The 21118-nt window shown below is 54.5% G+C and carries 22 protein-coding genes; 4 read left to right on the top strand and 18 right to left on the bottom strand.

The window, feature by feature from the left end; translation table 11 throughout:
* Positions 1–6 precede the first annotated feature (6 nt).
* The 11 genes from ACESQ2_RS13530 to ACESQ2_RS13480 form a co-directional block, all read right to left on the bottom strand.
* Positions 7–957 carry an ABC transporter gene (locus ACESQ2_RS13530; protein WP_014839350.1) on the bottom strand — a complete coding sequence of 317 codons (951 nt, stop codon included), beginning with the start codon at positions 955–957 and terminating at the stop codon, positions 7–9.
* Between the two features lie 2 nt (positions 958–959).
* A complete protein-coding gene (locus ACESQ2_RS13525; protein ID WP_032694650.1) occupies positions 960–1628 on the bottom strand; it encodes a DsbA family protein in 669 nt (222 codons plus the stop codon).
* 70 nt (positions 1629–1698) lie between these two features.
* Positions 1699–1905 (bottom strand): DUF4762 family protein, encoded by a 207-nt coding sequence (locus tag ACESQ2_RS13520; RefSeq protein WP_014226573.1) that lies wholly within the window; start codon positions 1903–1905, stop codon positions 1699–1701.
* 104 nt (positions 1906–2009) lie between these two features.
* On the bottom strand, positions 2010–2681 hold the full coding sequence (locus tag ACESQ2_RS13515; RefSeq protein ID WP_014226574.1) for a transcriptional regulator: 672 nt from the start codon (positions 2679–2681) through the stop codon (positions 2010–2012).
* A gap of 22 nt (positions 2682–2703) precedes the next feature.
* Complete coding sequence (locus ACESQ2_RS13510) at positions 2704–3252, bottom strand: fimbrial protein (protein ID WP_224260165.1); 549 nt, start codon at positions 3250–3252, stop codon at positions 2704–2706.
* Between the two features lie 9 nt (positions 3253–3261).
* Positions 3262–4314 carry a fimbrial protein gene (locus tag ACESQ2_RS13505; RefSeq protein WP_049079477.1) on the bottom strand — a complete coding sequence of 351 codons (1053 nt, stop codon included), beginning with the start codon at positions 4312–4314 and terminating at the stop codon, positions 3262–3264.
* Entirely contained in the window at positions 4314–4943 is a 630-nt protein-coding gene (locus tag ACESQ2_RS13500) for a fimbrial protein (RefSeq protein WP_004137363.1), read from the bottom strand. Before ACESQ2_RS13500 ends, ACESQ2_RS13505 begins: the two co-directional genes overlap by 1 nt.
* Before the next feature lie 18 nt (positions 4944–4961).
* On the bottom strand, positions 4962–5705 hold the full coding sequence (locus tag ACESQ2_RS13495) for a molecular chaperone (protein ID WP_032720410.1): 744 nt from the start codon (positions 5703–5705) through the stop codon (positions 4962–4964).
* A gap of 25 nt (positions 5706–5730) precedes the next feature.
* Positions 5731–8199: a fimbria/pilus outer membrane usher protein gene (locus ACESQ2_RS13490; RefSeq protein WP_373170674.1), complete on the bottom strand. Its 2469-nt coding sequence runs from the start codon at positions 8197–8199 to the stop codon at positions 5731–5733.
* A gap of 75 nt (positions 8200–8274) precedes the next feature.
* On the bottom strand, positions 8275–8829 hold the full coding sequence (locus ACESQ2_RS13485) for a fimbrial protein (RefSeq protein WP_014226579.1): 555 nt from the start codon (positions 8827–8829) through the stop codon (positions 8275–8277).
* 79 nt (positions 8830–8908) lie between these two features.
* Complete coding sequence (locus ACESQ2_RS13480; protein WP_004124241.1) at positions 8909–9448, bottom strand: fimbrial protein; 540 nt, start codon at positions 9446–9448, stop codon at positions 8909–8911.
* Between the two features lie 716 nt (positions 9449–10164).
* Here ACESQ2_RS13480 and mutS point away from each other — a divergent pair.
* Positions 10165–12726, top strand: a complete 2562-nt coding sequence (gene mutS, locus ACESQ2_RS13475) for a DNA mismatch repair protein MutS (RefSeq protein WP_047723001.1) — start codon at positions 10165–10167, stop codon at positions 12724–12726.
* Between the two features lie 119 nt (positions 12727–12845).
* On the opposite strand, the gene ACESQ2_RS13470 is transcribed toward mutS, so the two are convergent.
* The 4 genes from ACESQ2_RS13470 to ACESQ2_RS13455 all read right to left on the bottom strand — a co-directional run bounded on the left by ACESQ2_RS13470 (position 12846) and on the right by ACESQ2_RS13455 (position 15604).
* The gene (locus ACESQ2_RS13470; RefSeq protein WP_009651623.1) at positions 12846–12998 is read right to left on the bottom strand and encodes a Hok/Gef family protein; all 153 of its coding nucleotides are present in this window, start codon (positions 12996–12998) and stop codon (positions 12846–12848) included.
* Between the two features lie 338 nt (positions 12999–13336).
* The gene (locus ACESQ2_RS13465) at positions 13337–13573 is read right to left on the bottom strand and encodes a non-oxidative hydroxyarylic acid decarboxylases subunit D (protein WP_004853596.1); all 237 of its coding nucleotides are present in this window, start codon (positions 13571–13573) and stop codon (positions 13337–13339) included.
* A 10-nt stretch (positions 13574–13583) separates the two neighbouring features.
* Entirely contained in the window at positions 13584–15011 is a 1428-nt protein-coding gene (locus ACESQ2_RS13460) for a non-oxidative hydroxyarylic acid decarboxylases subunit C (RefSeq protein ID WP_004114871.1), read from the bottom strand.
* A complete protein-coding gene (locus ACESQ2_RS13455) occupies positions 15011–15604 on the bottom strand; it encodes a non-oxidative hydroxyarylic acid decarboxylases subunit B (RefSeq protein ID WP_004104955.1) in 594 nt (197 codons plus the stop codon). Before ACESQ2_RS13455 ends, ACESQ2_RS13460 begins: the two co-directional genes overlap by 1 nt.
* A gap of 169 nt (positions 15605–15773) precedes the next feature.
* Between ACESQ2_RS13455 and ACESQ2_RS13450 the strand changes: the two genes are divergently transcribed.
* Positions 15774–16190, top strand: coding sequence for a MarR family winged helix-turn-helix transcriptional regulator (locus ACESQ2_RS13450; protein ID WP_004853601.1), 417 nt, complete (start codon positions 15774–15776; stop codon positions 16188–16190).
* Here the strand turns inward: ACESQ2_RS13450 and ACESQ2_RS13445 are convergent.
* Positions 16187–17074, bottom strand: coding sequence for a LysR family transcriptional regulator (locus ACESQ2_RS13445; protein ID WP_014839360.1), 888 nt, complete (start codon positions 17072–17074; stop codon positions 16187–16189). The genes ACESQ2_RS13450 and ACESQ2_RS13445 overlap by 4 nt on opposite strands.
* A gap of 107 nt (positions 17075–17181) precedes the next feature.
* Between ACESQ2_RS13445 and ACESQ2_RS13440 the strand changes: the two genes are divergently transcribed.
* Positions 17182–18396, top strand: coding sequence for an MFS transporter (locus ACESQ2_RS13440; protein ID WP_224260162.1), 1215 nt, complete (start codon positions 17182–17184; stop codon positions 18394–18396).
* Positions 18393–18770, top strand: coding sequence for a hypothetical protein (locus tag ACESQ2_RS13435; RefSeq protein WP_042945973.1), 378 nt, complete (start codon positions 18393–18395; stop codon positions 18768–18770). The genes ACESQ2_RS13440 and ACESQ2_RS13435 overlap by 4 nt, the downstream gene beginning before the upstream one ends.
* A 66-nt stretch (positions 18771–18836) precedes the next feature.
* Here ACESQ2_RS13435 and rpoS read toward each other — a convergent pair whose 3' ends face one another.
* Both rpoS and nlpD read right to left on the bottom strand, forming a co-directional pair.
* Positions 18837–19829 (bottom strand): RNA polymerase sigma factor RpoS, encoded by a 993-nt coding sequence (rpoS, locus tag ACESQ2_RS13430; RefSeq protein ID WP_004104962.1) that lies wholly within the window; start codon positions 19827–19829, stop codon positions 18837–18839.
* A gap of 159 nt (positions 19830–19988) precedes the next feature.
* Positions 19989–21047, bottom strand: coding sequence for a murein hydrolase activator NlpD (gene nlpD, locus ACESQ2_RS13425; RefSeq protein WP_223226746.1), 1059 nt, complete (start codon positions 21045–21047; stop codon positions 19989–19991).
* Positions 21048–21118: the final 71 nt, after the last annotated feature.

Below are 21118 nucleotides of genomic sequence, written 5' to 3'. Positions count from 1 at the left end.
GATGCATCAGTGATTAATAAAATAGAGCGAATGGCTGTGCCACAAAAGCCAATCCTGCGGATAGTCACGCAGGGTGTTTTCAATCATCGTCGGTAGCTTTGCTGCGACCTCTTTTGGCCTCAGCGGAGAATAGATCTTTATTTTTATCCCGTGCTGATAATAGAGGTGATAAAAAACCACCTGCGCCGATACGATGCGAGAAAACCGCTGTACCCCGCTATGTAATTTTGCCGGGCGGCCAAATATCCGGCAGCTTATTTTCCCGGACTGCGCTTCCGGGGTCTGCACCGTGTAATCGGCAGGAATGTCGGGGAAAATAATCATATTTTCCCGCCCTGCCGATACATTGGTCATTAACGCCATAAGCTCGCTAGCCAGCGATGTATTATCCTGGTGGATTGAGCAATAAGAGAGCGCGACGCCGCCCATTTTTCGGCTGGCGACGGTGTAGCTTTCCGCGCTGGAAGAGACCACTACGCTGGCTTTGCCCGGCGTCACGCCAGCCCCGACCATCGCCGCTAAGATATCGGAAACGCAGTGCAGCGGCGCAAGGACGACCGGCGTCTTTTGCGCCGCCAGGGGAGCGACAACGGCGTCAAGCTCTCGCGTGCATGCCTGCATCTGGGCCAGGGTGGCCGGGTGCTGTCCCCAGGTCGCCCCTATCTCCAGCAGCTGGCGACGCATGGCTATCCATCCGGCATCAATTCGGCCCTCGACGCCCGTCAGGCAGCGGTAGTTTTGCGTCGCCACGGCGCTGCGGCCACGGTACTGTCTGCCCAGCAGCCGCAGCCGACACAGCGCGCGAACCGCCAGCAGCAGCAGCGGCATCGGGGTAAAACGCATGACTCTACGCACCGCTTTTTGGCCGTAGCCGGTAAGAGGCCGGTAGCGCCAGCTCAGCTGCGCGGACCATTTTCTTACGCTGAAGACGCTCCAGACGATGAGAAAGCGCGCCACGCTTACTCCTTATCCTGGGTTAACAGCTGGCGCAAATAGTCGGCAAATTCAGGAAACTGACGATCCTTCGCCACTACGTATTTTTTATTAACAATAAACAGCGGCGTCGCGTTAATGTCATAAAGTTCGGTGATTTTCGCCATATATTCCAGACGCTCGGCGACGGCCTGACTTTGGCGTAGCTGATGGTATTTATCGACATCAATACTATTCTTTTTCAGCCAGCCATTAAGCGTTTCCTCATCGGCTAAATTAATCCCGCGGGTCATTACCGCGTTAAATGCCTGGTCGCGCGTCTGGCGCTCAATACCCATGACTTCAAGGGTCGCAAAAACCGGCGCAAAGACCGCCAGGCCGTTATTCTCGCCAGTAATATGGATAACTTCAAAGGTGCTATCCGCGGGTAGCGTGGCGGCGAATTTTTCGATCTCTTCCTCGTTCGATGCGCAGTAGTGACAGCCATAGGACATCACTTCAATAATGCTTTTCTCATTTTTTATTGGGCTACTGGCAACGGTTGCGCTGTCAATTTCCCGCAGGGCGGAAGGCTGACTGCTATCCAGTGAAAATGTATTAAACACAAATATGTGATAGCACAGCACGGTAATTAGCGACGAAATTAACGCCACCAGAAACGTATAGCCAACGGCGGTAATAGGTTTTATCTTCATTTGATACCAGGCTCGCGAAAATAGCGGAGAAATACATGGAGGGTTCCCCCTCCATGTATCACATCAATGATTAATAACGGGCGCTATTTGGCACGACGCACATGCTGTCCGGCGCATCTTTCATGCTAACGGTTGAACCGTGCTTATCCGTACAGGTGGTCACTTGTTTACAGGTAGAAACACCGCCAACGACCACTGTCTCGTAAGAGCTTGTGCAAGTTTCCTTGCAGCAGCCGCCAATAATAGTTGACGCTTCAATCATACTTAATTTTTGCATTTGTTAGATCCTTAACTATTTATATTGAAATGTATTTTTCTTACACTTACCTACTGGCTTAGCTATCTGCCAGTAATTCTGTCGATGTTAGACTTTGTACGCTGTTATACGCAGGGGGTGGCTACGATACATTTGAAAATATTAAACAGCTCTACGTTATTTTTAGCATTTAATTTTTTCATCAGGCCCCGTTTGCAGCGGCTCAGTCGACGAACATCAATTTTTTGCTCAGAGGAAATTTGCGACAATGACTTCCCTTTGAATATTTCTTCCATTAACCACCAGTCATCGCTGGAGATACTGTTATTAAAATCCCGGGCTAACCACTTCTGTCGGGTATAATTAATTAGCGAGCGGCTGTAAAATATTTTCTTTGCCACCATCGAATCAGCGCCTTCAATGAATTTGAAAAAATTCTCCAGCGATTCATTTTTTAATAACCAGCTCGCCTCCGGGAGCAGCGAATGCAGCGCAAAAAACAGAGAAATATTATTTTCTCCTAATAAAATCACCAGTTGCTGATTTTCCCGGCAGTAGTACTCTTTAATGGTGTATAGCGCATTAAAGCGTTCGTCCGGCAAACTGTCGACATCGCAGAGCACCCAGCGCAGCTCCTCTTTCTGCTTCGGCAGACGCAGCGTATTAATCAGCTGAGAGAACTGGTCGAGCCTTGAGAAAGCGCAGTCGCCGTCATGCGCGGCAAGATCGTCAACCAAAGAACGTACGCCTTCTGAGAAAAAGATATTTTTATCGTAGAGAAAGAAACGGCGGCTCATTTATCATCATCCTTGATCTATTCTACTGGTAATTAAGGGTGTAATACGCTGTTGCCTGGAAGGCACCGGTCTGTAAGGTTTTGTTACTCAAGGCGTCCGGTTCCCCTTCAACAAAAGCTTTAAAATTTAACTGCATGGTGGCATCGGAAATGGCGACCGCGGTTGTTGGCGTATTGAGTGAAATCGCCGTGCCGTTACTCTCTTCAAAACCAATGCCAATACCGCTGGCGGAATTTGGCGCTACCGGCGTAATCGCCAGACGGTCGCTCATAATGGCATTTTCCGTCCCGCTAAAGGTTACGGTAACGGAATTAAAAACATCGGTACTGCAATCCTTAAGCTCAATCACAAACGCTTTGGGCTGTGATTTGCTCTCCGCATAGAGCGTACGGGTGGAAATCTGGCCAAAATCCACGGCGATATTTTTGGATGAAGGAACGATACTGCAGCCATGGGCCGCGACGGTGCCTTTGAAGGTTAAGTCGCCGCCGATCAGTTCCCCACTGGCGTACGCCGGCGTGGCCGCCGACAGTAAGCCCAGAAGTACCATAGATGCGATAAATTGACGCATGCTGCCCCCTTACTGAAACTCAGCGACCACGGTGGCCGATGCCTGGAAATCCCCTTCGAGAACGTTGGTCCCGGCATTGGCAATCGGCGCGGCGGTGAGATTCCAGGTTCCCTGATTATTATTAAAACCCGGCACGTCATAAAATCTATTCGCGGCCACTAAACTGCCGCCTGAATCTTTCAGAATAATGCCAAGATTGGATCGATCGACGGCGCCGGTGGTCCCTAAATAATCGCTATTAAAACTGGCGGTATTGGCCTGCTGAATACCCAGGCGAATATTTAAATTACCGTTCGCGAAACTTCCCCCTTCGCATTTCACCTGAATCGGCACGGGCCGGCTGTAATTATTGCCATTTAGCAGCGAACCCGAACTGGGGATGGTATCAAAATCAACGACGATCGGTGTACCTGAGTTGACAATGCATTTATCCGGAACGGTAATGACCCCGGAATTAATCGAGACAATCGACATTGGAGTGCTGCCCATTCCTGAGCTGTAATTCCCCAGGCGGCCGTAAAGCTTGGCGATTTCTGTACCCAGCAGGTTAACGCCGTTGACAATAGGCTTAGTAATCATAAACGTTACCCGCCCCTTGGCGCCGGACTCAAAGTTATTAAATTGGGTGGTTGGCGGAACGCATTTATTCTGAAAAGCGTTATTCGATTCATTATAAAAAGGCACCGCAAAATAATCCATGCGCTGACCACGGATATAAATTTCAATTTTAACATCCATATAATCATTGAGCTTTAAATAGCCCGGCGCGCTTCCCTGCTGCATCAGCGAGGCGGTCGCAGAGTAATAAATCGCCTGATTTTCCATGGGAATGGTACAGCTGGCTATACCAGAATATTGCCCGCCCAATGAAAACTCATAAGGAATCGTTGCCCCTATGCTGTTATTGGTAATATCCTGATTGACCACGTCAATATTATACATTTTAGGTCCGCCCACCGGCGTAATTTCCCCTTCAATCGCCGCGCTGGCGTCAAGGGATAATAAGCCGCCGCAGAGTAAAAGCGTGACGCAAGATTTTCGTCCGATAACCATCGTCGTCATCAGAGATACTCCATTTTTAAACGCAGCAGTCCGCTAAAGTTGCCCGCGGTCACGTTTCGTCCGGTTGACTCCAGCACGGCAATAAACGTCAGGCTGCTATCGCCGGTTTTCACAATAAACGGCGGCTGCGTTTGATTAATATCCAGCGCCCGTTCTTTAACATCCAGCAGGCGAATACCGGCTCCTGAGATGCTGCCGGTCAGGCGCAGCAGCTGGCGATTATGTTCATCCGATTCGCCGATAAAAGTGAGCTGAACCGCCTGCTCGCCGGTGGTGTAGAGATGCTTGCTGCTGCCCGTCGTCCGTGAGGCGATGCTGTCGCGCGCCTGCGAGGCGCCTTTCAGGCAATCTCTGAGTTCGACGCGAACCAGCACCGGCTGGCTCCGGTCGCCGGCCTGATGAAAACGGCGGGCGCTGATTTCACCCATCTCGATAATCTGCAGGCGGCTCTGCGGCGCCAGCACGCAAGGCGAGGCATAAACGGAGCCATTGAATATCACGTTACCGCCATCTTCCCCCTGATGATCCCGGTTATAGTGCTGTGGCTGTAGCGGAATATCAGCGTCGGCCAGCGCTGGCATACTGATACCGAATACAAACAGTGCTAATAGCGATAGACGCGTTTTCATCATCAGGTTCCTCTTTAATTACCCTTGCTGCGATGGCGGCAGCGCTTTACAGGTATTTCCTTCACAGCGATATTTCAGCTCCGGATGACCGCCATAATCGTTCACATACATCATGGCGAAATCTCGCACGCCGCCGTCGGTTACGCTGAACTCCATGCTGGACTTCGGCGCAATCATAATCCCCGGAAACTTAGTGATTTTTTCACCCTTAACGCGGGACAAGCTAATAATGGTGATGTAATAGGGCGTCGGGTTTTGCGCGGTCATCTTATTGCCGCTCTTTTGAAAGACGACCTGGTCCTGCCAAATCTCGCTTTTGCTTTTGGGAATAATGGCCGTCGGGCGGTAAAATAATTTAATCCGCGACTGCATGGCTAACTGCAGGACATTCGCTTTATCCGGCTTGGGCGGGATTTCGCGCACGCTTAAATAAAACAGGCTTTCCCGATCCTGCGGCAGCTGGTTAATACCGTCAGTTTTGGTGACCCGCGCCACCCCTTTTTGCCCGCCGTTAATCCGCTGTAAAGGCGGCAGCACCACCAGCGGAGAGGTAATTTTGTTGCCCTTGCTGTCCTCAACCCACGATTGCGCGAGGAAAGGAATATCCGGGCTGGTGTTGGTTAAATTCGCGCTCGCCGAGCTGTCTTTACCGGTGATGATAAGACGCGTGCGATCCAGCGAAACCCCTGCCTGAGCGGTACCGCTTACCGCCGCCAGCATCACAACGCCCATCCAGCAGAATTTGTTGCTTGTTATGCTCATTTTTGGCCTTCTATTACTGTCACTGTCATTTACACGGCAATAGCGCGGCTGTCGAACGACGCACGATGGTCGGCGGGATGGCAATCTGGCACTGCTTTTTCCCGCTCCACACTACGCTTAGCAGCTCCTGAGGATTCACCCCCGCCAGCCATCCCTGGCCACCTTCCATAATCATGGAGACGCTCACGCCATCGCCGTTGATAACCTCCGCGCCGAACGGTGGATAGGTACCGTCAGCCAGGCGAATAATCCCCATCAGTTTTTCGCCCTTCGCCATGCCAAAGGTCTGATAGCCAATGGCGCCTTCGGTCAGCGTGACGGTGCTGATGGCTTTTGCCGGTTCGATGGATTCCGACATCGCATCGACATCAACACGGGTATCAAAGCTGTTGTAGCTCACGATGTCCGGAATAACGGCAATACCGAAATTGTTGGTTCTTGATTTACCGTCATTGAGCGGAACGTCGCCGATACCGTTGGTATTCACCATCACGCGCGCCGTGTTGAGCGTCGCGCCGCTGTTGTGGATCGCCGCCCCGTGCCGGGTAGCGGTAAAGCCGCCGCGCAGGGTGCTGCTCAGGGAAACGTAGTGATCCTGCTGATAGCTGGCGTTGCTGTTGATTTCGGCATACTGCGAGCGGCGCTGATAGTAGCCGTCGACGTTGGCATAACCGCTCTGGCTCGCCCCGGCACGCAGTCGCCACAGGTTGTTGTAGTCGCTGCTGTCGGTGTACGAGAGCATCGGGCTGGTTTTGCCGTTATTGGTCTGTACGTCGAGACCGCTCCATTTGCTATCGCCAACGGGAATGGAAAGCGAGAAAGCAATAGAGTCGTCTTTACGCCCTTCGTAATCGGAACGGTAGGCCGAAATATTGGTGGTGATCCCGCGAATATTTCCGACGTTAAACGAGCGCCCTAACGAGATGCCGTAGCGATCCTGGCTGCTTCGATTCCAGTAATTCTGGTGGGTATAGGTCAGAAAGACGGTAGTCGCTTTGCCTGGCTCATCGGCCCAGAACGTTTTATTCCCGGTGATGGTATAGACTTCTTTTTCACGGCCAAGGCTGTCGTAACCCTCGTAACGCTCGTTGAGATATTGCGAGAAAGAGCGGAAATCTTCCTGAGAGAAGCGATAGCCGGCGAAGGTAATTGAACTGTTATATTCGTCGAACGTTTTCGCATAGCTCAGCTTAAACGAGGTGCCTTTAAGCCGCTTCTGGTTTGACTGCTGGCTGTAGGATTCGGTGGCGTCAAGCGAGAGCGCGCCCAGTACGCTGAGATCGCGACCAATACCGGCGGAGACCGCGGTATATTCCGCCCCTGCGCTTTGTAAACCACCGTACAGCGACCAGGCGTTGGTTATCCCCCAGGAGAAATCACCGGAAGCGAAACCTGGCCCCTGAATTTTATGGTTATAGCGGGACGGCGCGCCGACAGCCACGTTGTAACGCACGTAGCCGGGACGCGTAAGGTAAGGAATGTTGGCGGTGTTAACCTGGAACGTTGAAATGGAACCGTCCTGCTCCTCCACCTGAACATCCAGCGTACCGCGCACCGAGCTGCGTAAATCCTGAATGTTAAACGGCCCGGCGGGAACCGTCGTTTCATAAATAATGCGCCCGCTCTGCTTCACCGTCACTTTGGCGTTGGTCTTGGCCAGGCCGCGAATTTCCGGCGCGTAGCCCTGCAGGTTTGGCGGCAGCTGACGCTCATCGCTGGCGAGATTAAGCCCGGTAAAGCGCAAGGTGTCGAAGACCTGAGAATCAAGGTAGATCTCCCCCGCCGTCAGCTTTGCCGCCATCATCGGCAGCGGACGGTAGGCGTAGATCTGATTCATGTCGAAATCAAATTGATGCGTCGCGCTGTAATAGCTGGTCTGATATTCGCCGCGCAAACGCCAGCCGCCGAGGTTAAACCCGGTCTGGCCGTATCCGCTCAGGGTGGTGTAATCTTCATGCATATCAAGCTGGCGGGTATATTGCCCGGTCAGACTGTAGTCGAGCAAAAAACCACCGATGCCCTGGTCCCAGCGCTCCGGCGGCGTCCAGTTCGGATCGTTGTATTTCATCCACGCCTGCGGGACGGTGATGTCCAGCACCCCGGCGTAGTTGCTGAGCGTAGCGCCAGGAAGACTCAGCAGGTCATAGCAATCAGCAAACGGCTGTGCGACCTTTTGCTGCGCTTCTTCTTTCAACGCCAATCTGGCAAGAATTTCGCCGTTAATGCAGGCCTGGGTATGCTTCTGGTCTTTAGAAGCCAGATAGCGAACCTTTTGCTGCCCCACCGCCTGGCCATTTATTTTAATATCTAATAAGTACTCGCCTGGCGGGACATAATTGTCGGTGGCGAAACGGGTTAAATCGATATTGTCGCGATCGGCGGCATCCAGTACGTCGGTATTGAATTCCACGTCGGTTGAGGCACAAGCCATAGAAGCACAGCAGAAAAAAAGCATCTGAGAGAGGATTATTTTTATTTTTAGTTCTGCTGACATGACTATTCATCCCGAATCATTCAGTAAAATATCGTGCGCGGTAAACAAGCTACAACAGCAATAGCTGGCTTGCGTCTAGTTGTAATCCATATAAAAACGAGTGACGGCGTAAAAATCCCCAGCCTTAATATGTTGCTGAACCGGAACCAGCGAAGCGGTGAATTTCAGCGTATTATTCTCATCACTTAGCAGATATCCCGAGGAGGGTTCTCCAAAAGTTAAAACTTCCCCACGGCGATCGCGAATCTGTATACCAAACCCCTTTCCTTCCCCATCCGGAATTAATACGGTCGGGTCCTGCGATGACGCATTGCCGGTAAAAGTAATCGTGGCATAAGCACCGGGCGTTGATTGATTTTCGCTGCCGTAAGACGCGCAGCCCACTAAGCGCACCAGAAAAGGCCGGACGAGCTTGCCTTCTTGATCCATATTAATATCGCGAGCGGATATGTTGCCGAAATCCACCCATAGCTCCCGCGAGCTGGGATCAATATCGCAGGCGGCAGCAACCAGCTCCCCCGAAAGCGCCAGCTGTCCGGGCGTAAAATTAGTACTCGAAGCATGTCCGGAAAAGAGTAATACCGATACGAATAGCGCCATCAGTCTCTTTTTCTCTGTATCCTTAACCATACTCAGAATTCCATATTATCGGGTACACCATCCAATATCGCGGGGAGAAACCTCCCCGCGAGCGATAACTCAAAATCGATTATTGATAATCGATAGTGAAATTGATCGTTGACTGGAATGCACCCGCGGTTACGGTAGTGGTAGAACCGCTCGCTGCCGCTTCCGCTTTCAGGAAGGCCACGAAAGGAATGGTGTTAGTACCATCGACCAGGGTGACCGGCGTGGTCTGCGCGCCCCAGGTCACAGTCTGGCTAGCGCTGTCTTTCAGGCCGATACCTGCACCAGATGCGGTACCAGAAGTAAATGCAGCCAGGGTAGGATCGTTCGGGTTAACCGAAGTCGGGGTATAGGAAACAACGGCGCTGCTGGCGATGGTGGTATCGCAATACTGCAGCTCGATGTTTTTGGTTTCAGTTGCCTGACCACCGCCTTGCAGCAGGGAAACTGGAACCTGACCAAAATCAACGGTTACCGGGCTGGACGACGGCGCTAAACCACACGCGGTATTCACCAGCTCACCCTGAAGCTCAATCTGGCCATTAGTGGTATCAGCCAGTGCAGACATTGAGCCGAGAGCAGCAGTTAATGCCACAGCCATAGCAACTTTATTCAGTTTCATAGAAAATTCCTGCGTTATAAATTTTTATCCTAAAGAGTAAGGAGCTATAAAATTGCTGAGTTATACTCTCATAACAATTTGCAGCCCTCCGCATCACCGAAAAATCCGTTTCAATAATTAGACTATTAATTAATATTAATAATTTAATTAAAGCCAGATCCCCTGGTCGACAAAAATACTAACAAATCATTTTTTAGGTAAAAAGAGATACATTTACAAAGGAATTAAAAAAAGATTTAACCTCGCGAACAATGCCACCATAGGAAATTAACTCGCAGAATGCTGAGATATATCCTAAAAACAAATTACGAAAGGTAATTAATAGAGGATAAACGAAAGATATTGATGGTAAGAGAATTGTAACACAGATCACATTTTATTAACAAAGCCCCTTTTCTGCTACACGCAACGGTGAAAAGTAGACGGAATAAGGGAAATAACGCGAGGCGTACGACGCCGGTGAAAACGGATGTCTCCCCGTCTATACCATCGACCTGCATTCGCCAGTATAGCCTTTTTCCGCTGCGACCTCCCCCTCCGGCATACCGCCGCTGCTTCTTGTTTTCCTGACCTGAAGACTCCGTTATCATGCGGCTCATGAGTCAATAAACAGAAATGCACAGTTTCACGGGAACCGATGAGCGATAGCGCGACGTCATGAAAACAATAAACTCCGCTAACTCATTAAAACTTCAGAAAATGGACAGCAAAAACTGATGAGTACACTAGAGAATCTTGACGCCCACACCCCGATGATGCAGCAGTATCTCAAGCTGAAAGCCCAGCACCCGGAGATTCTGCTGTTTTACCGGATGGGTGATTTTTACGAACTGTTCTATGACGATGCGAAACGCGCATCGCAGCTGCTGGATATCTCGCTGACGAAGCGCGGCGCCTCCGCGGGCGAACCGATTCCGATGGCCGGGATCCCCCATCACGCGGTAGAGAACTATCTGGCTAAGCTGGTTAATCAGGGCGAGTCGGTGGCCATTTGCGAACAGATTGGCGATCCGGCAACCACCAAAGGGCCGGTTGAACGCAAAGTCGTCCGCATTGTGACCCCGGGCACCATCAGCGATGAAGCGCTGCTGCAGGAACGCCAGGACAATCTGCTGGCCGCCATCTGGCAGGATAGTAAAGGTTTTGGCTACGCCACCCTCGATATCAGCTCCGGACGTTTTCGCCTGAGCGAACCCGCTGACCGCGAAACGATGGCGGCGGAGCTCCAGCGCACCAACCCCGCCGAGCTGCTGTACGCGGAGGATTTTGCCGAGTCGTCGCTGATTGAGGGCCGCCGCGGCCTGCGCCGCCGTCCGCTGTGGGAATTTGAAATCGACACCGCGCGCCAGCAGCTCAATCTCCAGTTCGGTACGCGCGATCTGGTTGGTTTCGGCGTTGAAAACGCCCCGCGCGGCCTGTGCGCCGCCGGCTGCCTGCTGCAGTACGTCAAAGACACCCAGCGCACGTCATTGCCGCATATCCGCTCCATCACGATGGAGCGCCAGCAGGACAGCATCATTATGGATGCGGCCACCCGCCGCAATCTGGAGATCACCCAGAACCTGGCCGGCGGCTTTGATAATACGCTGGCCTCGGTGCTCGACTGCACCGTGACCCCCATGGGCAGCCGTATGCTTAAGCGCTGGCTGCATATGCCGGCGCGCGACACCGCCGTGCTGGTAGAGCGCCAGCAGACCATCGGCGCGCTGCAGGAACATTACACCGAGCTGCAGCCGGTACTGCGCCAGGTCGGCGACCTCGAACGTATTCTGGCGCGCCTGGCGCTTCGCACCGCCCGTCCTCGCGATTTAGCGCGTATGCGTCACGCTTTCCAGCAGCTGCCGGCACTGCGCGCGATGCTGGGGGACGTCGACTGTGCGCCAGTACAGCGGCTCCGGGAAAAGATGGGGGAATTTAGCGAGCTGCGCGAACTGCTGGAACGGGCGATTATCGATGCGCCGCCGGTACTGGTTCGCGACGGCGGCGTTATCGCCCCCGGCTATAACGCGGAACTCGATGAGTGGCGCGGCCTGGCCGATGGCGCGACCGATTACCTCGACAGACTGGAAGTTCGCGAGCGCGAGCGCCTGGGGCTGGACACGCTGAAGGTAGGCTACAATGCCGTCCACGGCTACTACATCCAGATTAGCCGCGGTCAGAGCCAGCATGCGCCGATCCACTACGTCCGTCGCCAGACCCTCAAGAACGCCGAGCGCTATATTATTCCTGAGCTGAAGGAGTATGAAGACAAAGTGCTGACCTCCAAAGGGAAGGCGCTGGCGCTGGAAAAGCAACTGTACGATGAACTTTTCGATATGCTGCTGCCGCATCTTGGCGATCTGCAGCAGAGCGCCAGCGCGCTGGCGGAGCTCGATGTGCTGGTGAACCTCGCCGAGCGCGCGGAGACCCTCAACTACTGCTGCCCGACCTTTAGCGATAAGCCGGGTATTCGTATCAGCGAAGGCCGCCATCCGGTGGTTGAGCAGGTTCTGAAAGAGCCGTTCATCGCTAACCCGCTGCACCTCGCCCCGCAGCGGAGAATGCTGATTATCACCGGTCCGAATATGGGCGGTAAAAGTACCTATATGCGTCAGACCGCGCTGATCGCCCTGCTGGCGTATATCGGCAGCTACGTTCCGGCGGAAAAAGTCGACATCGGCCCCATCGATCGTATTTTCACCCGCGTCGGCGCGGCGGATGACCTGGCCAGCGGCCGCTCAACCTTTATGGTAGAGATGACCGAAACCGCCAATATTCTGCATAACGCCACCGAGCATAGCCTGGTGCTGATGGATGAAATCGGTCGTGGCACCTCGACCTACGATGGCCTGTCGCTGGCGTGGGCCTGCGCGGAAAATCTGGCGAACAAGATTAAGGCCCTGACCCTGTTTGCCACCCACTACTTCGAGCTGACCCAGCTGCCGGAGAAAATGGAAGGCGTGGCCAACGTCCATCTTGATGCTCTGGAGCACGGCGACACCATCGCCTTCATGCACAGCGTGCAGGATGGTGCGGCCAGTAAGAGCTACGGTCTGGCGGTTGCCGCGCTGGCCGGTGTGCCGAAAGAGGTGATTAAACGCGCGCGGCAGAAGCTGCGCGAGCTGGAAAGCATTGCGCCGAGCGCTGCCGCCACGCAGGTGGACGGTACCCAGATGTCGCTGCTTTCCGCTCCGGAAGAGACCTCGCCCGCGGTTGAAGCGCTGGAGAATCTTGACCCGGATTCGCTGACTCCGCGCCAGGCGCTGGAGTGGATCTATCGCCTGAAGAGCCTGGTGTAGTTCTCGTTTAACGTGAAAAAACGGCAGCGCCCTGCGGTGCTGCCGTTTTAACAAATGCAAACTGGGTGCGAGAGGATGCATCCTGACAACCAATACGCGGGGTTGCCCCCGCGCTGATGCTATTTCTTCGATTCGTAAGCGAGAACAGCTTTAAACTCCATACTACGCTCTTTAATACTGAGTTCGCACAGCGAGCTGCGCACCAAAAGCGTAAATCCCAGTACCGTAATACACAGTACGACGATTGCCACAAGGGCATATTTTGTTAGCATGTCTTGCCTCCCTGCAAAGAAGAGACTAACATCTGAATTGTTCAGGTTCATTCGTCAGCCTCAGTTGATAGAAATATCTCCTGGGGCTTTCGTCTATCTGAATCCTTGTCAATGCTCAAAGCCAGATAGCCTCAAGCACCCGCCGCTATTCTATATTTTCCCGGCCGCGAAGCTTATCGGTAATTTATCAAACCCGTTGATTTTATTATAAACTGGAAGATGGCTCGCAAACGTATCTGCTCTATTAACCTTTTATGCAATTTGAAAATTTAATTAATAAATATTTTGCATTGATTAACTAAATATAAAAAGGCCCGACTAAGCGGACCCCGTTGATTTTAGCGTTTATCTTCCGCCAGCAGCGGCGGAATATGCGGCACCATTGGCGCGTCATCGATATCCTTTTGGGTCATGCGGAACGCTTCCGGATAATGTTCCCGGCTGGTGCGGCGTAGCGGTTCAGTATTCCGCCAGGTGTAGAAACAGTGCTGGCACTGGAATACCGTCCAGACATCTTTTACCGGCGATGTTGCCAGCACTTCAATATGTTCATCGGCGCAGCGTGGACAAATCATCTTCTTCTCCTTATTTACGGTTGGCCAGCATGGCGGTCAGTTTTTCAGCCCAGGCTTTGGTTTCAGGAAGATCCTGTACCGGCTGGCTGTAGTGGCCGCGCAGATCGGGCGCAACCGGCGTGGTGGCGTCGATAATCAGTTTGTCGGTGATCCCCGCCGGGCTGGAGCCTGGATCAAGCTCCAGGACCGACATATTCGGCAGCTGCACCAGGTCACCCGCCGGGTTGACCTTCGACGACAGCGCCCACATCACCTGCGGCAGGTTGAACGGGTCGACGTCTTCATCAACCATGATCACCATCTTCACGTAGCCCAGGCCGTGCGGCGTGGTCATCGCCCGCAGACCCACCGCGCGGGCAAAGCCGCCGTAGCGTTTTTTGGTGGAGATAATCGCCAGCAGGCCGTGGGTGTACATCGCGTTGACGGCCTGCACCTCCGGGAACTCGGCCTTCAGCTGCTGATACAGCGGTACGCAGGTGGCCGGGCCCATCAGGTAGTCGATCTCGGTCCACGGCATACCAAGATAGAGGGACTCGAAAATCGGCTTGCTGCGGTAGGAAACCTTATCGATACGCACCACCGTCATATTACGGCCGCCCGAGTAGTGGCCGGTAAATTCGCCGAACGGGCCTTCAATTTCGCGCTTGCGGCTTTCAATAACCCCTTCGAGGATCACCTCTGACCCCCACGGTACGTCGAAGCCGGTCAGCGGCGCGGTGGCGATAGGGTACGGGCTTTCACGCAGCGCGCCGGCCATCTCATATTCCGACTGATCGTATTTCAGCGGCGTGGCGCCCATCAGGGTGATAATCGGATCGTTGCCCAGGGTAATGGCGATCGGCAGATCTTCACCGCGCTCTTCCGCTTTGTGCAGGTGTAAGGCGATATCATGCATGGGCACCGGCTGGAGGCCGAGCTTACGTTTACCCTTCACCTCCATACGGTAAATGCCGACGTTTTGCTTGCCAAAATTATCCGGGTCGAGGGGATCGCGAGAAACCACGCAGGCTTTATCGAGATAAAAACCACCGTCGCCGTCGTTAAGACGGAACAAGGGCAGAATATCAAACAGATTAATGTCTTCACCGTCGACGCTATTTTCCGCCCACGCCGGATTTGCCCGCCGCTCCGGCGTTACCGGAAACTTATCCCAACGGCGAATAAACTCGTCGATCTGCTTTTTCACCGGCGTATTCGGCGGCAAGCCCAGCGAGATAGCGTGGTTCTGCCAGGAACCGATGGTGTTCATTGCCACGCGCGCATCGGTAAAACCGCGAATATTATCGAACCAAAGCGCCGGCGCGCCATCGCCGATGCGTCCGGTGGCGTTTGCCGCCGCGGCCAGATCCGGTTCCGCGTTCACTTCTTCGCTAATTTTCAGCAGTTGCCCCTGGTCGTCCAGCGCCTGCAAAAAGCTGCGCAAATCATCAAAAGCCATTATTCATTCTCCTGTGATACATTCTCTACCGCCCGCAACCCGCTCCAGCGGCGCGCTTTGTGATACTCCAGACCGAACTGATCCAGCACCCGCGTGACAACGTGGTCAGTGACGTCCTCAATGGTTTTGGGATGGTTGTAATAAGCGGGCATGGGCGGCACCATCGCCACCCCCATGCGTGACAGGGCCAGCATGTTTTCCAGATGGATCGTGCTCAACGGCATTTCACGCGGCACCAGCACCAGCTTACGCCCCTCTTTCAGCACCACGTCCGCGGCCCGCCCCACCAGCCCCTCGGCATAACCGGCACGGATACCCGCCAGCGTTTTCATACTGCAGGGGATAACGATCATGCCGTCGGTACGAAATGAACCCGATGAGATGACGGCGGCCTGGTCCGCCGGACTGTGCGAGAAATCGGCCAGCGCAGCCACTTCACGGGCGCTGTAAGGCGTTTCCAGCTCAATGGTGGTTTTGGCCCACTTTGACATCACCAGATGCGTTTCCACTTCCGGCATCTCTCGCAGCGCTTTGAGCAGCGCCACGCCCAGCGGAGCACCCGTCGCTCCGGTCATCCCTACGATTAGCTTCATCATCGCCTCACAATTGTTCGTATACGAACGTTTTTATTAAAACTACCCTTGATGAGCTTTTCGTGCAAGTGCGTTCGTACACGGCCGCATTTTTCATCAAAACAGGAAAAATGCTAAAACGCCTCCCGAACGGCTATCATAGAACCGACGGTTTGATTACGGAGTTGTCATGGAGTTAAAAAACGAGGCGTTTCACCTGCTACGCCAGCTTTTTCAGCAGCACACCGCCCGCTGGCAGCTTGAACTGCCGGACCTCACCAAACCGCAGTATGCGGTGATGCGTTCCATTGCCGAACATCCCGGCATTGAACAGGTGACGCTAACGGAAGCGGCGGTCAGCACGAAAGCGACGCTGGCGGAGATGCTGAGCCGAATGGAGAGCCGCGGTCTGGTTCGTCGCGAACACGATCCGGCGGACAAACGCCGTCGGTTTGTCTATTTAACCGCAGAAGGCGAAGCGCTACTGGCAAGCTCAATGCCGCTGGGTAACGCCGTTGATGAAGAATTTTTAGGTCGGCTGAACGATGAAGAGCGCCAGCAGTTTTCGCAAATCATCCACAAGCTGATAGCGCGAGAACCCAATTAACCCAGGCGCTCGCGGAGAAAATCAATAAACGCCCGGACCCTGACGGGAACGTGCTGCGCGTCCGGGTAAACCGCGTACACCCCCTGGCGCGGAAAGCTAAACGCCGGCATCACCTTCACCAGCGCGCTGTCTGCCAGCGCAGCGGCCACCAGCCATTCGGGCAGCAGCGCGATGCCGCTGCCCGCTAGCGCAAAGGCCATCAGCGCGCTGGCGCTATCTGCCGACAGCCGCGGCGCCTGTTTAATCTCGAAGGCGATGCTCTCCTCATCGGGCCCGGTAAGCGGCCAGCGGAGCGGCGCGGTCAGACGTTCATGAATAATCCACGCCGCGTGGGCCAGCTCCTCAAGCGTCTTTACAGGATGCTGCGCCAGCCATGATGGGGCAGCAACCGGGACGATGGCAAAACGCGATATCAGCGCCGCGCGGTAGCGCGAATCCGCCAGCGTCCCGAGGCGAATCGCCACGTCAAACCGTTCGGAGATTAAATCCGCGTGGTGAGAAGAAGAAACATGGCGCACGCGGAGCGCTGGATGCCGCTGGCTGAACTCCGCCAGCGCCGGGATAATCACCTGCGCGCCATATTCTGGCGTCGTTGTGATCCGCAGTTCACCGCTCAACCCCACGTGGCTGCCCCGGACGTCGTCCTGCAGGTTTTCCGCCGCTTTCAGCAGCGCGACCCCGCGATGATAGAAGAGCGAACCGGCTTCCGTCAGCGTCAGCCGCCGGGTCGATCGCAACAGCAGCGTAACCCCCAGCTCGCTCTCCAGCTGGCGAATGTTGAAACTCACCACCGCCTTGGTCTGCCCCAGGGCCGTCGCCGCCGCGGTAAAACTTCCGCTATCGACCACCGCTACAAACATGTTCATCCGCTGCAGGTTCAGCATCGCGCCGCCAATTGTCAAAAAATTTCAGACAGTATATCTCCGAATGTCGTGTTTATTCGCCCTGACGCTGAGGTTTACAGTAGCGGCCTTCACGGGGGGTTTAATCAATGACGTATCGCAGCAAGGTCGCAACCGTTTTTCTGCTGGGTTTCTTTCTCGACTTAATCAATATGTTCATCGCCAGCGTCGCCTTTCCGGCGATGGGCCGGACGCTGCACGCGTCGGTGGGCGAACTGGCGTGGGTCAGCAATGGCTATATTGCCGGGCTCACGCTGGTACTGCCGTTTAGCGCCTGGCTCAGCCAGCAGTTTGGTACCCGGCGGGTATTCCTGCTTTCGCTCAGCATATTTAGCATTGGGGCTCTGGCCGCAGGAATGGCCGACTCGTTGACCAGCCTTGTCATGTGGCGCGCCCTGCAGGGGATGGGCGGCGGACTATTGATCCCGCCAGGCCAGTCGCTAACCTGGCAACAGTTCAGGCCTCACGAGCGGGCGAAACTTTCCGCCGCGGTGATGCTGGTCGGGCTGCTGGCGCCGGCGTGCTCGCCGGCGATCGGCGGGGTGCTGGTGCAATCGCTCAGCTGGCGCTGGGTTTTCTTTGCCAGCCTGCCGATCGCGCTGCTGACGTTCGGACTGGCAGCGCTGTGGATTAAGGATGAGAGACGCGTCGCGCGGCCGGGGGGACTCCTGCGTCTCTCACTACTGCGCGATCCGCTGCTGCGCTTTTCAATGCTGGTCTATCTCTGCGTGCCGGGGACTTTTATTGGCATCAATGTCGTCGGGATGTTTTATTTACAAAGCGTGACGGGGATGTCGCCCTCCGCCATCGGCGCCCTGATGCTTCCGTGGTCGCTGGCTTCGTTTGTGGCGATCGCGACGACCGGCCGCTATTTCAATCGTCTCGGCCCTCGCCCGCTTATCGCGGTAGGCTGCCTTCTCCAGTCAGTCGGGATCGTCACCCTGGCTGGCGTCAATGCCCATACCGCCAGCAGTATGTTAATCGCGGCATTTATATTCATGGGCGCAGGCGGCAGCCTGTGCAGCAGTACGGCCCAGAGCAGCGCGTTTCTGAATGTGGCGAACGGCGATATGCCGGACGCCAGCGCGCTGTGGAATCTTAACCGCCAGCTCAGTTTCCTGATGGGATCTGCGCTACTGGCAGCCTTACTGAGCGCCTTTTTGCTTTACTGGCCAACGCCGCAGGCGTGGCGTGGCGTATTTATCGCCGCCGCCGCGTTGACCCTGGCGCCGCTGCTGGGCTGCCTTACCTTCGATAACCGGGCGATAATCATGCGCCTGCACGGTAAAATGGAGAACAAATGAATCGCTATATTGCGGAAGTTATTGCGGCCCACGTGGCTATAGAAAACTGGCTGAATCAGGGTGAAGGGAGCGCCGACGCGCTGATGCGTCGCTTTAGCCCGGACTTTACCATGATCCCGATAAACGGTATGCGCATGGATCATCAGGCGGTCAGCGCCTTTTTTCACGGGGCTCGCGCCAGCCGTCCAGGCTTAAAGATTGTCGTCGATAGTGCCGTCATACTTGCCGAATGGCGCGATGGCGCAGCGGTGAGCTACCGGGAAATACACGCGCTCCCCGGCAAAGCGGAAACCTCGCGCTGGTCGACGGTTCTTTTCCGTCTGCAGGAAGAGAAAATCATCTGGCGGCACCTCCACGAGACGGCGATCGCGTAAGCGACGGAGGCCCCAAAAAAGAAAAAGGCCCAATCAAACGATTGAGCCTTTTTTAAGAAAGGTGTCTTACTCGCGGAACAGCGCTTCGATGTTCAGCCCCTGGCTTTGCAGGATCTCCCGCAGACGGCGGAGACCTTCTACCTGGATCTGACGCACGCGTTCGCGGGTCAGGCCAATTTCGCGGCCCACATCCTCAAGCGTCGCGGCTTCATAGCCGAGCAGACCAAAGCGACGAGCCAGCACTTCACGCTGCTTGGCGTTCAGTTCGAACAGCCATTTGACGATGCTTTGTTTCATGTCATCGTCCTGCGTGGTGTCTTCCGGGCCGTTGTCTTTTTCATCGGCCAGAATATCCAGCAGCGCTTTTTCCGAGTCGCCGCCCAGCGGTGTATCCACCGAGGTAATGCGCTCGTTCAGACGCAGCATGCGGCTCACGTCATCAACTGGCTTATCCAGCTGTTCGGCTATCTCTTCCGCGCTTGGCTCGTGGTCCAGCTTATGGGACAACTCGCGTGCGGTACGCAGATAAACGTTCAGCTCTTTGACGATATGGATAGGTAAACGAATGGTACGGGTTTGGTTCATGATCGCCCGTTCAATCGTTTGGCGAATCCACCAGGTCGCGTAAGTCGAAAAACGGAACCCACGTTCCGGGTCAAACTTCTCAACTGCGCGAATCAGCCCCAGGTTACCTTCTTCAATCAGATCCAGCAGAGCCAGACCGCGATTGCCGTAACGGCGGGCTATCTTGACGACCAGACGCAGGTTACTTTCGATCATCCGGCGGCGTGACGCAACGTCACCACGCAGCGCGCGACGCGCAAAATAAACCTCTTCTTCGGCCGTCAGCAGTGGGGAATAACCAATCTCTCCAAGATAAAGCTGCGTCGCATCGAGCACCCGTTGGGTTGCTCCCTGCGAAAGAAGCTCTTCCTCAGCCAGATCGCTATCACTGGGTTCCTCTTCAACTAAGGCTTTCTCATCAAAAACCTCGACTCCGTTCTCATCAAATTCCGCGTCTTCATTTAAATCATGAACTTTCAGCGTATTCTGACTCATAAAGATGGCTCCTACCCGTGATCCCTGAGCAAAGCACCTTCCGCTAAACATCACTTAAAAGACGCCCGGACGAGAACCTTTTCTGCCCCGGTAAAGCAGGCATTCTGGCCGCCCTGGCGCCTCTTTTAGCGATACTGAGCTTATCCGTACTTTGCCAAATTATCGCTGCGGTAAATACTGCAGCGGGTTGACGGATTTCCCCTTGTAACGAATTTCAAAATGCAAACGTGTAGAACTTGTACCTGTGCTACCCATGGTAGCGATTTTCTGCCCCGCCTTGATATCTTGTTGCTCTTTTACCAGCATCGTATCGTTATGTGCGTAGGCGCTCAGGTAATCATCGTTGTGTTTGATGATAATAAGATTACCGTAACCGCGCAGTGCGTTACCGGCATAGACGACGCGCCCATCTGCGGTCGCGACAATAGCCTGTCCTTTACTGCCTGCAATATCAATACCTTTATTGCCACCTTCGGCACCACTAAAGTTCTCGATAACCTTGCCATCAGTCGGCCAGCGCCATGAAGAGATCGGCGAACTGGTTGACGTACTGCTTGCAGTCGATTGGGTTGTGCTGACAGCCGGGGCCGTAACAGGCGCGACGGTTGTTGTCGTCGCAGGCTTGTTATTCGGCAACATCTTATTAGCACTCTGTTCACCTGAAGATTCAGAATACGTAATAGTTGGTTGGGACGCAACCACCGCGGTGGATTTTTGTGCAGAATTTGCGGTTAACATCCCGCCGCTGCTGGCCTTCACGCTGGCCTGGGCGACAGGGTTATCTCCGGTGATTGGCTGACCGGATGCGTTGCCAACCTGCAGCGTCTGACCCACGTTCAGTCCGTACGGCGCCGGGATATTATTACGCTGCGCCAGGTCGCGGAAGTCGTTCCCGGTGACCCACGCAATATAGAATAGCGTGTCGCCGCGTTTAACAGTATAGGTACTGCCGCCGGTATAGCTACCTTTCGGAATATCCCCATACTTACGATTGTAGACAATTTTGCCGTTCACCGTTTGTACCGGCTCCTGAGCCATCGGCTGGACCTGAGCGGGCTGCGTCTGCACCGGCTGCGTTTGTACCGGGCGCGCCTGCGGAACGTTATTGGATGGAGGCGTGATCAGCATTCCGGAATTCGTGCTGGAAGACGAAGTCCCGCCAGCCGAGCTGACCGGCGCAGGCGGATTGTTGGAGCTGCTGCAGCCTGCCAGCCACAGTGACACCAGTGATAAAGCCGCAATGCGGCTTAAGGTAAAATTTGGGCTTCCCGCGCTCATTTATCCCCCAG

The sequence above is a fragment of the Klebsiella sp. Q11 genome (genome assembly GCF_964241505.1).
Classification (GTDB): domain Bacteria; phylum Pseudomonadota; class Gammaproteobacteria; order Enterobacterales; family Enterobacteriaceae; genus Klebsiella; species Klebsiella michiganensis.
This window is presented reverse-complemented; position numbering and strand designations above follow the sequence as displayed.

Excerpts from the sequence above, each read along its gene's own strand:
- ACESQ2_RS13445 (WP_014839360.1), bottom strand. The coding sequence starts at position 17,074 with ATGCTGAACCTGCAGCGGATGAACATGTTTGTAGCGGTGGTCGATAGC.
- ACESQ2_RS13490 (WP_373170674.1), bottom strand. The coding sequence starts at position 8,199 with ATGTCAGCAGAACTAAAAATAAAAATAATCCTCTCTCAGATGCTTTTT.
- ACESQ2_RS13505 (WP_049079477.1), bottom strand. The coding sequence starts at position 4,314 with ATGACGACGATGGTTATCGGACGAAAATCTTGCGTCACGCTTTTACTC.
- ACESQ2_RS13485 (WP_014226579.1), bottom strand. The coding sequence starts at position 8,829 with ATGGTTAAGGATACAGAGAAAAAGAGACTGATGGCGCTATTCGTATCG.
- ACESQ2_RS13510 (WP_224260165.1), bottom strand. The coding sequence starts at position 3,252 with ATGCGTCAATTTATCGCATCTATGGTACTTCTGGGCTTACTGTCGGCG.
- ACESQ2_RS13500 (WP_004137363.1), bottom strand. The coding sequence starts at position 4,943 with ATGAAAACGCGTCTATCGCTATTAGCACTGTTTGTATTCGGTATCAGT.
- ACESQ2_RS13520 (WP_014226573.1), bottom strand. The coding sequence starts at position 1,905 with ATGCAAAAATTAAGTATGATTGAAGCGTCAACTATTATTGGCGGCTGC.
- ACESQ2_RS13465 (WP_004853596.1), bottom strand. The coding sequence starts at position 13,573 with ATGATTTGTCCACGCTGCGCCGATGAACATATTGAAGTGCTGGCAACA.
- ACESQ2_RS13470 (WP_009651623.1), bottom strand. The coding sequence starts at position 12,998 with ATGCTAACAAAATATGCCCTTGTGGCAATCGTCGTACTGTGTATTACG.
- ACESQ2_RS13450 (WP_004853601.1), top strand. The coding sequence starts at position 15,774 with ATGGAGTTAAAAAACGAGGCGTTTCACCTGCTACGCCAGCTTTTTCAG.
- mutS (WP_047723001.1), top strand. The coding sequence starts at position 10,165 with ATGAGTACACTAGAGAATCTTGACGCCCACACCCCGATGATGCAGCAG.
- ACESQ2_RS13495 (WP_032720410.1), bottom strand. The coding sequence starts at position 5,705 with ATGAGCATAACAAGCAACAAATTCTGCTGGATGGGCGTTGTGATGCTG.
- ACESQ2_RS13440 (WP_224260162.1), top strand. The coding sequence starts at position 17,182 with ATGACGTATCGCAGCAAGGTCGCAACCGTTTTTCTGCTGGGTTTCTTT.
- ACESQ2_RS13460 (WP_004114871.1), bottom strand. The coding sequence starts at position 15,011 with ATGGCTTTTGATGATTTGCGCAGCTTTTTGCAGGCGCTGGACGACCAG.
- ACESQ2_RS13480 (WP_004124241.1), bottom strand. The coding sequence starts at position 9,448 with ATGAAACTGAATAAAGTTGCTATGGCTGTGGCATTAACTGCTGCTCTC.
- ACESQ2_RS13525 (WP_032694650.1), bottom strand. The coding sequence starts at position 1,628 with ATGAAGATAAAACCTATTACCGCCGTTGGCTATACGTTTCTGGTGGCG.
- rpoS (WP_004104962.1), bottom strand. The coding sequence starts at position 19,829 with ATGAGTCAGAATACGCTGAAAGTTCATGATTTAAATGAAGACGCGGAA.
- ACESQ2_RS13515 (WP_014226574.1), bottom strand. The coding sequence starts at position 2,681 with ATGAGCCGCCGTTTCTTTCTCTACGATAAAAATATCTTTTTCTCAGAA.
- ACESQ2_RS13435 (WP_042945973.1), top strand. The coding sequence starts at position 18,393 with ATGAATCGCTATATTGCGGAAGTTATTGCGGCCCACGTGGCTATAGAA.
- ACESQ2_RS13455 (WP_004104955.1), bottom strand. The coding sequence starts at position 15,604 with ATGAAGCTAATCGTAGGGATGACCGGAGCGACGGGTGCTCCGCTGGGC.